The 11,105-nt window shown below is 64.4% G+C and carries 12 protein-coding genes and 1 tRNA gene; 4 read left to right on the forward strand and 9 right to left on the reverse strand.

The window, feature by feature from the left end:
• The first annotated feature begins 21 nt into the window (after nucleotides 1-21).
• On the forward strand, nucleotides 22-789 hold the full coding sequence (rlmB, locus tag FFS68_RS14410) for a 23S rRNA (guanosine(2251)-2'-O)-methyltransferase RlmB (RefSeq protein WP_137753889.1): 768 nt from the start codon (nucleotides 22-24) through the stop codon (nucleotides 787-789).
• Between the two features lie 83 nt (nucleotides 790-872).
• Here the strand turns inward: rlmB and FFS68_RS14415 are convergent, their stop codons facing one another.
• Nucleotides 873-1,190 (reverse strand): 2Fe-2S iron-sulfur cluster-binding protein, encoded by a 318-nt coding sequence (locus FFS68_RS14415; RefSeq protein WP_137753890.1) that lies wholly within the window; start codon nucleotides 1,188-1,190, stop codon nucleotides 873-875.
• A 101-nt stretch (nucleotides 1,191-1,291) separates the two neighbouring features.
• Here FFS68_RS14415 and FFS68_RS14420 point away from each other — a divergent pair, with 101 nt between their 5' ends.
• Both FFS68_RS14420 and FFS68_RS14425 read left to right on the forward strand, forming a co-directional pair.
• A complete protein-coding gene (locus FFS68_RS14420) occupies nucleotides 1,292-1,909 on the forward strand; it encodes a DNA-3-methyladenine glycosylase (protein WP_137753891.1) in 618 nt (205 codons plus the stop codon).
• Between the two features lie 64 nt (nucleotides 1,910-1,973).
• Nucleotides 1,974-2,285, forward strand: a complete 312-nt coding sequence (locus tag FFS68_RS14425; protein ID WP_137753892.1) for a GIY-YIG nuclease family protein — start codon at nucleotides 1,974-1,976, stop codon at nucleotides 2,283-2,285.
• A gap of 188 nt (nucleotides 2,286-2,473) precedes the next feature.
• Here FFS68_RS14425 and tig read toward each other — a convergent pair whose 3' ends face one another.
• Both tig and FFS68_RS14435 read right to left on the reverse strand, forming a co-directional pair.
• Nucleotides 2,474-4,087: a trigger factor gene (gene tig, locus FFS68_RS14430; RefSeq protein ID WP_137753893.1), complete on the reverse strand. Its 1,614-nt coding sequence runs from the start codon at nucleotides 4,085-4,087 to the stop codon at nucleotides 2,474-2,476.
• A 100-nt stretch (nucleotides 4,088-4,187) separates the two neighbouring features.
• Nucleotides 4,188-4,272: transfer RNA gene (locus FFS68_RS14435), tRNA-Leu, on the reverse strand.
• Between the two features lie 168 nt (nucleotides 4,273-4,440).
• Between FFS68_RS14435 and FFS68_RS14440 the strand changes: the two genes are divergently transcribed.
• Nucleotides 4,441-4,662 (forward strand): hypothetical protein, encoded by a 222-nt coding sequence (locus FFS68_RS14440; RefSeq protein WP_137753894.1) that lies wholly within the window; start codon nucleotides 4,441-4,443, stop codon nucleotides 4,660-4,662.
• Nucleotides 4,663-4,716: 54 nt separating this feature from the next.
• Here FFS68_RS14440 and FFS68_RS14445 read toward each other — a convergent pair whose 3' ends face one another.
• The 6 genes from FFS68_RS14445 to FFS68_RS14470 all read right to left on the reverse strand — a co-directional run bounded on the left by FFS68_RS14445 (nucleotide 4,717) and on the right by FFS68_RS14470 (nucleotide 10,915).
• Nucleotides 4,717-5,211 carry a hypothetical protein gene (locus FFS68_RS14445; protein WP_137753895.1) on the reverse strand — a complete coding sequence of 165 codons (495 nt, stop codon included), beginning with the start codon at nucleotides 5,209-5,211 and terminating at the stop codon, nucleotides 4,717-4,719.
• Between the two features lie 88 nt (nucleotides 5,212-5,299).
• Nucleotides 5,300-6,778 carry an Asp-tRNA(Asn)/Glu-tRNA(Gln) amidotransferase subunit GatB gene (gatB, locus tag FFS68_RS14450; protein WP_137753896.1) on the reverse strand — a complete coding sequence of 493 codons (1,479 nt, stop codon included), beginning with the start codon at nucleotides 6,776-6,778 and terminating at the stop codon, nucleotides 5,300-5,302.
• Entirely contained in the window at nucleotides 6,778-7,122 is a 345-nt protein-coding gene (locus tag FFS68_RS14455) for a hypothetical protein (RefSeq protein ID WP_137753897.1), read from the reverse strand. Before FFS68_RS14455 ends, gatB begins: the two co-directional genes overlap by 1 nt.
• Nucleotides 7,119-8,600 carry an Asp-tRNA(Asn)/Glu-tRNA(Gln) amidotransferase subunit GatA gene (gene gatA, locus FFS68_RS14460; protein ID WP_137753898.1) on the reverse strand — a complete coding sequence of 494 codons (1,482 nt, stop codon included), beginning with the start codon at nucleotides 8,598-8,600 and terminating at the stop codon, nucleotides 7,119-7,121. Before gatA ends, FFS68_RS14455 begins: the two co-directional genes overlap by 4 nt.
• A gap of 124 nt (nucleotides 8,601-8,724) precedes the next feature.
• A complete protein-coding gene (gatC, locus tag FFS68_RS14465) occupies nucleotides 8,725-9,027 on the reverse strand; it encodes an Asp-tRNA(Asn)/Glu-tRNA(Gln) amidotransferase subunit GatC (RefSeq protein WP_137753899.1) in 303 nt (100 codons plus the stop codon).
• 169 nt (nucleotides 9,028-9,196) lie between these two features.
• Nucleotides 9,197-10,915: a DUF4153 domain-containing protein gene (locus FFS68_RS14470; RefSeq protein WP_249340172.1), complete on the reverse strand. Its 1,719-nt coding sequence runs from the start codon at nucleotides 10,913-10,915 to the stop codon at nucleotides 9,197-9,199.
• Nucleotides 10,916-11,105: the final 190 nt, after the last annotated feature.

Below are 11,105 nucleotides of genomic sequence, written 5' to 3' on the forward strand. Positions count from 1 at the left end.
TCGTGGGAAAGGCGCTGCGCTATGCGTCAAATTTCCCGTCATCGTCGCCCCGCCGGTCAAAACCCGCGTGGCCAGGCCACCCGCTTCTGGGGGCGTCACGCCGTGCTGGCCGCGCTCGCCAACCCCGAACGCACCGTCAAGCGCATCTGGGGCACCCGCGAAGCGCTGGGGCAGCTCGACCTGCCCCCGGTCGTCCCCATCTCTTACGCCGAAGTCACCGACCTCGCGCGACTCGTCGCCCGCGACGCGCCGCACCAGGGGCTGGTGATCGAGGTCGACCCGCTCGAGGACATTTATCTCGGCGATTTGTTGCAGCAAGAATCCGACGCCGACAGCAAGCGGCCGCTGATCATCCTCGACCAGGTCACCGACCCGCACAATATCGGTGCGGTGTTGCGCTCGGCCGCCGCCTTCGACGCCGCCGCGATCATCACCCAGGACCGCCACAGCCCCCCCGAAAGCGGCGTCATCGCGCGCTCGGCCTCGGGCGCGCTCGAAATCGTGCCATGGGTCCGGGTGGTCAACCTGTCGCGCGCGCTCGAGGAAATCGCCGAGGCGCAATATTGGCGCATCGGGCTGATGGGCGACACCGAAACGACGCTCGGCTCGACCCTCGACGGCAGCAAGGTCGCGCTGGTGCTCGGCTCCGAAGGCGACGGCATGCGCCACAATGTCATGGAACATTGCGACGTGCTGGCCAAACTGCCGATCTCGCCGCGCATGGAAAGCCTGAATATCTCGAACGCCGCGGCGGTTGCGCTCTATGCGGTGGCGACGGCGAAAAGCTAATCGTCATCCCAGCGAAAGCTGGGATCGCTCACGGCCTGAATGAACGATAGCGGCCTCAGCTTTCGCTGGGGCGACGGTGGGACTCAATCCTCGGCCGCGATCCGCACCTTCAACCCATCCAGCGCCGCGCTAAACGGCAGTTGGCACGACAGGCGCGACCCTTCGTCGCGATCGGTGGTCGAATCGAGCAGGTCATTCTCGTCCTCGCTCATCGCGGGCAGCTGGTCGGCGGCGCCCGCCTCGACATGAACATGGCACGTCGCGCACGAACAGCAACCGCCGCACAGCGCCAGCAGCTCGTCGAACCCGGCGTCGCGGATATTTTCCATCACCGTCAGGCTGGTGTCGCCCTCGATCTCATGTTCGGTTCCGTCACGCGTCACGACAATCAGCTTGGCCATGCTAGTCCCCATATCTTCTCTGTCGCTGGCGCTATGTCGCGCGTTGCGCGGCAAATCAAGCACTGCTAGTGATAGCCAAAGGAACAAAAGGGGAATATGATATGGGCCTGACGCAGGAGCAGCTGAACGCCGGAATCGACGCGCTGGCGGCGCACGATGCGAATTTCGCGCGGGCGCTCGGCAACGCCGGCTACCCCGAACCGCGCATCCGGGCGCCGGGCTATACCACCCTGCTCCGCACGATCGTCGGCCAACAGGTCAGCGTCGCCGCCGCCACGTCGATCTGGAACAAGCTCGAGGCGCAATTTGGCGAAGGTTGCCCGGCGCAGGTCGTCGCCGCGGCCGATTTCGACACCCTGCGCGCCTGCGGCCTGTCGGGCCAGAAACAGGGCTATGCCAAAAGCCTCGCGCAACTGATCCTTGACGGCGAACTCGCATTCGACGCCCTGCCCGCCGACGATGAGGACGCGATCGCGCTGCTCACCAAGGTCAAGGGCATCGGCCGCTGGTCGGCGGAAATCTACCTGCTGTTCGCCGAAGGCCGCCCCGACATCTGGCCCGCGGGCGACCTCGCGGTGCAGGAAGCCGTCGGCCGCATCCTGCAGCTCGGCGCGAGGCCCAGTGAAAAGCAGGCGCGCGAACTCGCCGAACCATGGCGTCCGCATCGCGGTGCGGCAGCGATCTTCAGCTGGCATTGTTACAATATGGCGGTGATTTAGGAGTGACGATCCGCCGCCCAACCTTCGTCATTCCCGCGAAAGCGGGAACCCAGCAGCAACACTGATGCACGAAAACTTCGGCCCGACCGCGTACATCCTCGCATCGCGCCGCAACGGCACTTTATACACCGGCGTCACATCGCATCTAGTTCAGCGCGTCCATCAACACCGAGAAGAGCTCATCCCGGGTTTCACGCGCGAATACGGCGTGAAGATGCTCGTCTGGTTTGAACAGCACGCGACGATGGACGCCGCAATCCAGCGCGAGAAGCGGATCAAGAAATGGAATCGCGCGTGGAAGCTCGAACTGATTGAAAGGGATAATCCGGACTGGCGCGATCTCGCCGAAGATTTCGGCTTTGAACCGATAGGTTGACTGGGTTCCCGCTTTCGCGGGAATGACGAGGTAGGAGAGGTGGTGACTGCTCCTTGGACCGGCTCGTCCTCTATTCGCTCTATCCTTCGTCATTCCCGCGAAAGCGGGAACCCAGTGGCAACGTCCGATGCAAAAAAGGCCGGGTAGAGCATCCTCCACCCGGCCTTTTTGTGATCGTCAGCCGAGGCTTATTTCTTTGCCGCAGCCTTCTTGGCGGGAGCCTTTTTCGCGGGCTCGGCCTTTTCGGCCGCAGCCTTGGCCGGCGCGGCCTTCTTGGCAGCCGCGGGCTTTTCCTCGGTCTTGGCTTCGGCCTTTTTCGCGGGCGCCTTCTTGGCGGGCGCGTCCTCGGCCTTGGCCTCGTCCTTCACCACATCCTTTTTGGCGGCGGGCTTTTTCGCGGCAGCCTTTTTGGCGGGCTTCGCGTCATGGCCATGGTCATGGCCGCAACCCGGACCGTGGACGTGGCCCGCATCATCGTCGGCCTCGATCGCGGCTTCCAGTTCCTCGCGGGTGGTTTCGCGGTCGCTGATCTCGGCCTTTTCGAACAGGAAGTCGACGACCTTGTCCTCATACAGCGGAGCGCGCAGCTGGGCCGCGGCGAGCGCGTCCTGCTGGACATACTCCATGAAGCGGCCGCGGTCTTCGGGGCGATATTGCTGCGCCGCCTGCATGATCAGCCGCTGCATTTCCTGCTGCGACACCTGGACGCCATGCGCCTGGCCGATTTCGGACAACAGCAGGCCCAGGCGGACGCGGCGCACCGCGATCGCGTGATAATCGTCGCGGTCGGCTTCCAGCTCGGCCTTCGCCGCGGCGGGATCGTCCTCGCGTTCGACTTCCTGTTCCAACTGCTGCCAGATCTGCGCGAATTCGGCCTCGACCATCGTCGGCGGCACGTCGAAATCATGCGCCGCGGCCAGCTGATCGAGCAGCTTGCGCTTCATATAGGTGCGGGTCAGGCCGTTCAGTTCCTGCTCGACCTGATCCTTCATCAGCTCTTTCAGCTTGTCGAGGCTTTCCAGACCCAGCGATTTGGCGAATTCGTCGTCGATCTTCGACGCCGCGGGCACCTTCACTTCCTTCACCGTCACGGCGAATTCGGCCTTGGCACCCTTCAGATTATCGACCGGATATTCGTCGGGGAACGTCACCTTGACGGTCTTGTCGTCGCCGACCTTGGCGCCGATCAGCTGGTCCTCGAAACCGGGGATCAGCTGGCCCGAACCGATTTCGACCGCCATGTCCTCACCGGTGCCGCCGTCAAAGGCGACGCCGTCGACGCTGCCGGCGAAATCGATGATGACCTGATCGCCCGCCGCAGCCTTCTTGGTCTTCGGCGCGTCTTCAAACCGCTTCATCTGCGCGGCGAATTCTTCGATCTTGGCCATCACGGCCTTGTCGTCGGTGGGAACGGTCAGCCGCTCCAGCTTCAGCCCGTCGATCGACGGGGTCTTGATGTCGGGCAGCACTTCCAGTGCCACGGTAACCTCGGCGTCCTGACCGGTTTCATAACCATCGGCCAGCGTCACCGCGGGCTGCAACGCGGGGCGCAGCTTTTCCTTGGTCATCAAGTCGCGCACCCCAGCGTCGATCGCCTTGTTCAGCGCGTCGGCCGACAGCGCCGGGCCGTGCATCTTGCGGATCAGGTTCGGCGGCACCTTGCCGGGGCGGAAACCGGGCATACGGACGGTCGGGGCGATGCTCTTCACCTCGTCGTCGACGCGCGCGTCGATGTCCTTGGCGGTGATGGTCACGCGATATTCGCGCTTCAGGCCTTCGTTCAGCGTTTCGACGGTCTTCATTGCCTTGGTCTTATCCTTGCTCAAAATCTCGTATCGATGAACCCCGGCCACATGACGGGGTTCCCCTATCCCGGCTCCATCCCCATCAGATCGTCAGAACTGGTGCGGGCGAAGGGACTCGAACCCCCACATCTTGCGATACTGGTACCTAAAACCAGCGCGTCTACCAATTCCGCCACGCCCGCAGGAGCTGTCGGCCGGGTGCACAAAGCCGCGCGCTATGCCGCGCACGCCCGTGCGGGCCGCGCGGGGCTATAGCAGACCGCCCGCCAAGGGCAAGGGCACAAAGCCCGCCATTTCGCGGGTGGAACATGCGCCGCGGCCGTTCGTTGATCAGGCTAAGGAGAACCCCAATGACCTATGCGTCCAACCTGCACGTCCGCGCCACCGACCCCTTCCCCAAACCCAAGCCCGACATCATCGAACCGATGGCGCCGCCCGAACATCCGGTGCAGCCGACGCCGCAGGAAGATCCCGCCGGCCAGCCGATGGAAGTGCCTGGCAATCCGGGTGGCGGCGGCGACATTGACGAACCGGGCCGCGGCCCGGACGAAATGCCGCCGCAGCAGGTGTAGGCGCCGCCCTGAACCGTTCGGCCCCTGAACCATTTGGCCACTGAAACAGCGCGGTCAGCCGGTGCAAAAGGCGATGAAGTCTTTGATCACCTGTTTGCCGCGCGCGGTTGCCGCCATGGCAACCGTGCCGCGGCCGTCGGTCATCCGCAGCCAGCCATGCGCCGCAAAGGCGCGGATCAGCGGCGAGTCCCCGGCGATTTCGTCGGAGGAGAAATGGGGCATTTCGTCGATTTCGGTGTTTCCGGCGACGCGCAGCGCCGCGTCACCCGCCACCAGCTCGATCGCGGTCAGGTCGGGCGCATTGCCCGAAATCCCGGCAAAGATGCGATTGCCGCCCTGCTCGCAGCGAAAATTCAGCGGCTGGTCGTCGGTGCCATCGACTTCATAAGCCAGGATCGCATCCGACACGCGGCCTTCATTGACCCGCATCGCCCAGTCATAACCCTCGTTTACCGCGGGCGCGGGCGCGGCATGCGCTGCGCCGCCCAGCGCCGCCACCGCCCCGACCAATAGCGAAACGCGCTTCATCATCATCCTGTCCTTCGTCATCAATATCGGCATCCTGCCAACACCTATGACATCGAAGCAACTGAATTTGCTGTGAACTCGATCACTGGAGCCTGCCGCGAAGGGCTGATCAGCCGAGCGCCTTTTTGAGCAGCTCGTTGACCACCTGCGGGTTCGCCTTGCCCTGCATCGCCTTCATCGTCTGGCCGACGAAGAAACCGAACAAGGCTTCCTTGCCGCCCTTATATTGCGCGACCTTGTCGGCATTGGCGGTCAGGATCTTCGCGATCTCGGCCTCGATCGCGCCGGTGTCGCTGGTCTGCTTCAGCCCGTCGCGCTCGACGATCACGCCGGCGCCGTCACCGCTCTCCAGCATCTTTTCAAACACCGCCTTGGCGATCGTCCCCGAAATCGTGCCGTCGGCAACCAGGCCGAGCAATTCGGCCGCCTGCGCGGGCGACACCGGCGAATCGGTCAGGTCGCGGCCCATGCGGTTGAGCGCGCCGAACAGCTCGCTCGTCACCCAGTTTGCCGCGGTGGCTGGCTTCGCGCCCGTGTCGAGCCCAACCTCCAGCAAAGTGTCGAACCAGCGCGCCGCCTCAACCTCCGCCGTCAGCACATCGGCGTTATACGGCGAAATCCCCAGCGCCAGATAGCGGCCGCGCTTGGCATCGGGCAGTTCGGGCAGGCTGTCGCGGCACTCGGCCAGAAACGCATCGTCGAGCTCGAGCGGCAGCAAATCGGGATCAGGGAAGTAGCGATAGTCATGCGCATCTTCCTTCGACCGCATCGACCGCGTCTCGTTGCGGTCGGGATCGTAGAGCCGCGTTTCCTGCACCACGGTGCCGCCGCTTTCGATCAGCTCGACCTGGCGCTTCGCCTCACCCTCGATCACCGCCATCACGAAGCGCACCGAATTGACATTCTTCGTCTCGGTGCGCGTGCCGAATTCGTCGCCGGGTTTGCGGACCGACACATTGACGTCGGCGCGCATCGAGCCTTCTTCCATATTGCCGTCGCACGACCCGACATAGCGCAGGATCGCGCGCAATTTGCGCACATAGGCGCCTGCCTCAGCCGGCGAGCGCATGTCGGGTTTCGACACGATCTCCATCAGCGCGACCCCCGAGCGGTTGAGGTCGACGTAGCTCATCGTCGGATGCTGGTCGTGCATCAGCTTGCCGGCATCCTGCTCGACATGGATGCGTTCGACCCCGATCACCTTGGGCGCCGGGATACCCGCCTTCTCGTCCGCCTCGACCGTAATCGAACCTTCGCCGACAATCGGATGATAAAGCTGCGAAATCTGGTAACCCTGCGGCAAATCGGCATAGAAATAATTCTTGCGGTCGAACCGCGAATATTTGTTGATCTGCGCCTCGATCGCCATGCCGGTGCGCACCGCCTGGCGAATGCACTCGCGGTTCGGCACCGGCAACATCCCCGGCATCGCGGCATCGACCAGCGAGACCTGCGTGTTCGGCTCCGCCCCGAACGCCGTCGCGGCACCCGAAAACAGCTTGGCGTTGGTCGTGATCTGGGCGTGGACCTCCAGGCCGATCACGACCTCCCACTCGCCGGTTTCACCCTTGATGCGGTATTCAGTCATTAAAAGCCACCCTCGCGGTACTGGAAGGGAACGGCGAAACTCACTCGGCTAACCGTGGAGTTCTCGTCGCTTTTCTCACCTCCGACATTTGCACCAACTGAGAAAACCTCCAGCTTAAGCTTTCCAGATTTTCCACCAATCGATTTTGCCGTCACGGCGATATCAAACGTAACCTCCCTAGGCAGATCAAACGCTGACGCGCCTCTTTCACGTTGGTTGGTAAGATTGGCGTCTTTTTGGCTATCCCGAATACCGTCGAAGATTGCCTGAAGGGTGCTGGACACAAATGCACGAAGTTCGTCAGCGTTCGCGCCCTTGTTTGCATCATCGCCGACACCGCTCACCACCACTTCTCCGCCCGCGCCGTAAAGCCCGCCCGCTCTTCAATAGCCAGCCCGGCGTTCAGAACGCCCTGCTCGTCAAATGCCTTGCCGATGATCTGCAGCCCCAGCGGCAGCCCTTCGCGGTTGAGCGCGGCGGGGACCGACATCGCGGGCAGCCCCGCGAGGCTCGCGGGCACCGCGAACACGTCGTTGAGGTACATCGCCAACGGATCGGCCATCTTCTCGCCCAGCCCGAACGCCGCCGACGGCGCGGTCGGCGCGAGGATCACGTCGCACATCCCGAACGCCGCCTCGAAATCGCGCGCGATCAGCGTCCGCACCTTCTGCGCCTGCGTGTAATAGGCGTCATAGAAGCCCGCCGACAGCACATAGGTGCCGATCATGATGCGGCGCTTGACCTCCGGCCCGAAGCCGTCGGCGCGCGTCGCGGCATACATATCCTGCAACCCCGCGCCGTCGGGCAGGTCGCGCAGGCCATAACGCACGCCATCGTAACGCGCGAGGTTCGACGACGCCTCAGCGGGCGCGATGATATAATAGGCGGGCAGCGCATATTTGGTGTGCGGCAGGCTGATCTCGACCACCGCGGCCCCCGCATCCTTCAGCATCGCGATCCCGGCATCCCACATCGCGTCGATGTCGGGGTCGATGCCTTCGAGTCGATATTCCTTGGGAATCCCGACCGTCTTGCCCTTGAGATCGCTCGACAAAGCCGCTTCCCAATTGGGCACGGCCATGTCGAGGCTTGTTGCATCCTTCGGATCAAAGCCCGCCATATTTTCGAGCATAATCGCGCAGTCGCGCACGTCGCGCGCCATTGGCCCCGCCTGATCGAGCGAGCTGGCAAACGCCACAATGCCCCAGCGCGAACAGCGGCCATAGGTCGGCTTGATCCCCGAAATGCCGGTGAACGCCGCGGGCTGACGGATCGACCCGCCGGTGTCGGTCCCCGTCGCCGCAGGGCACAGCCGCGCCGCAATCGCGGTCGAGCTGCCGCCCGACGACCCGCCCGGCGCGAGTGCGGCATTGCCGCCGTCCTTGCGCTTCCATGGGCTGATGACATTACCGAAATAGCTCGTCTCGTTCGACGACCCCATCGCAAACTGGTCGAGGTTCAGCTTTCCCAGCATCCCCGCGCCCGCGTCCCACAATTTCTGGCTGACGGTCGATTCATAGCGCGGGATGAAGCCCTCCAGCATATGGCTCGCCGCCGTGGTCTGAACGCCGTTGGTGCAGAACAGATCCTTCATCCCGATCGGCACGCCCGACAGGGGTTTCAGCGTTCCCGCCGCGCGATCGGCATCGGCGGTTTTCGCCGCGGCCAACGCATGGTCGGGCGTCTCGACGATGAACGCGTTGAGCGCCTTGGCGCCCGCGACATTGGCGCTGAACGCCTCGGCCACTTCCACGGCGCTGAAATCGCCCGCGCGGTGGCCGTCGCGGATCTGCGCGACGGTCAGGTTGGTAAGGTCAGTCATGTCGTCTCTCGCAGCTCCCCGGCGAAAGCCGGGGCCCAGGGCGTCATAGCGCCCGGTTTTTCGTTTCTGGATCCCGGATCGTGCGCGGCTACGCCGCTGTCCGGGATGATCGAATGACGTTCCATCATTCGATCACCTTCGGAACACCGAAAAATCCGTGCATCGCCGCCGGCGCATTCGCCAGCACATCGTCGCGGCGGCCGCCGCCGGTCAGCGGGTCGGCGTCGATCACGTCGTCGCGCAGCCGCAGCGTGTTCGGGATCACCGCGGTCATCGGTTCGACCCCGGTCACATCGACCTCGCCGAGTTGTTCGACCCAGCCCAAAATGCCGTTCAATTCGCCTTCCATCGCGGCGGCTTCGGCATCGCTGATCGCGATGCGCGCCAGCGACGCTATTTTCCTGACCGTTGCCTGATCGATTGTCATTGGGTTCCTGCCTTTGCGGGGAAGCCGCGCCGCTAGCATTCCGCCAGCCGCGCTTCAAGATATGCCTACACCAACTTCGTCATTCCCGCGAAACCGGGAACCCAGTTGCCACGTCTGCTCGCTGGGTTCCCGCTTTCGCGGGAATGACGAAAGAAATATCGGGTCAGATCTACTCAAACGCGCCCGATTCCGGCACCCCATTCACCAAAATCCGCCGCTGCTCGACCGTCTCGACCGTCACCGTCGCCGTCGACAGGTCACCGTCCGGTTGCGCCGACCGGGCTTCGCGGCCCATATCGCCCTGCACCCAGCGGCCATCCTTGTTGCGCGACACGAAATCGAAATTCACTGCCTCGCCCGGCCCATTCTGCCCCAGCACCCCGATCCGCTCGGCGCCCAGCCACACCGCGACGCACGCCTTGGCGCGGCTGCACATATAGGTTCCCGCGACGCGCTCCCGCGCCTCGGCGGGCAGCGGGCGGTCGGCGGGGATGACGCGCAGCCGCTGGGCAAAGGGCTTGAGCAGCACCGGTCCCTGCGGTCCGGTCAGATCCCAGCGATTCTTCGCCGCCAGCGCCGCCTTCGCCGCATCGGCGCGGATTTTTTTCGGCGAGCGCGCCAGTTGCGCCAGCGCGGCGCGGCCTTCGGGTCCGAAATCATAGGCCATCGCCGCCCAGTCGAACTTTTCGGTTGGCGTCGTCCCCGACGTCAACCGCGCCAGCTGGTCGCGGGTCGAAATCGCTCCGAAATCGACGATCGGCAGCGCCAGCAACAGCGCTAGCAGAGCGACCCCGATCGCCAGCTTCTGCTGTAACGGGCGCAGCACATCGTCGAAATCGCGCCGCCCCTTCACCACCGCCCACAGCCCGGCCAGCCCATAGGCCAGCGCGATCGCCGCCGCGATCACCCCCCAGATCCGCTCGGGGGTCCAGCCATATTGGATCACCCGCAGATGCATCGAATAAGTGGCGATCCCGGCGAGCGGCAGCACCGCCACCGCCAGCACCGGCGCCGCCCAGCGCAGCAGCGGATTGCCGGCGCGGTCATCGTCGCCGTTCCCGATCACCGCATTGGCCAGCAGCACCGCAAACGCCGCCGCGGCCAGCATCAGCGCCGCGGTCGAAAAGCCCGAAGCCCACAGCTTCGCCAGTCCGGCGCCCGCGAGCGACAGCAGAAAGATCACGAGCGCCGCGGCCAGCACCGGCGCCAGCACCGCGAGCACGATCATCACCAGCCGCTGCAGGGTCGAAACCAGCCTGTCGCGCTCGCGCAGCAACCCCACCGCGCCGCCGAACGCCGCGCCGGCGAGCATCCACCCAAACCATTCGTCATTCAGCAGGTCGCGGATCAGGTCGATCCCGATCAGGTGGAACATTTCCGAAATCAGGACGATCAGCAAAAAGGTCACGCCGACGAACGCCAGGCTGGCGGCGCCGATCACCGCGTCGGTCCACGCATGGCTGTGCAATCGCGCATATGGCATCTGCCACAGCTTCCAGAACCGCCAGTCGGGCGCGACGTCGCGCCGCGTCTGGAACAGCGGCGTCGCCACCAGCACCGCGAGCAGTCCCGACCAGAACGGCCATTGGAACGGATTGCCCTGAAGATTATACCCCGCCGTCTGCCACGCGATCAGTCCCAGGATCGTGCCCCAGCCCAGCGCAAAACCGAGCGCCCAATGCCAGCGGCGCAGCTCGACGCCGAGCACGAACACCACCGCGGCAACCGCGACAAAGGTCGCTAGCGCGCTGCGCCATGCGGCCAGCGCGTCGCCATAATCCTGATCGACCAGCGCATGAAACGCCAGCCCCGCCGCGGCGCAGATCGCCGCCATGATCCACGGCCGCAGCGGCCAGGGCGGGTCATTATCGTCAAGGCGAGCCGACATGTGCGACGGATGATGGGGCGAATCGGCGGGTGCCGTGCTTGCGGGTGCGTCGGTCATTCCCCACATCTGGGCTTGTTTCGATGACAAGCGCAAGCCCTGTCGCTTATACACCTCTGACGGTGACGCCGACCCCCTCCGTGTCGTCTCCGCTGGGTCCCCTCGACTTCAAAAAAAAAACAATAAAAACTAA

Origin of the sequence: Sphingopyxis sp. L1A2A (genome assembly GCF_005502465.1) — a bacterium.
Taxonomy (GTDB): Bacteria; Pseudomonadota; Alphaproteobacteria; order Sphingomonadales; family Sphingomonadaceae; genus Sphingopyxis.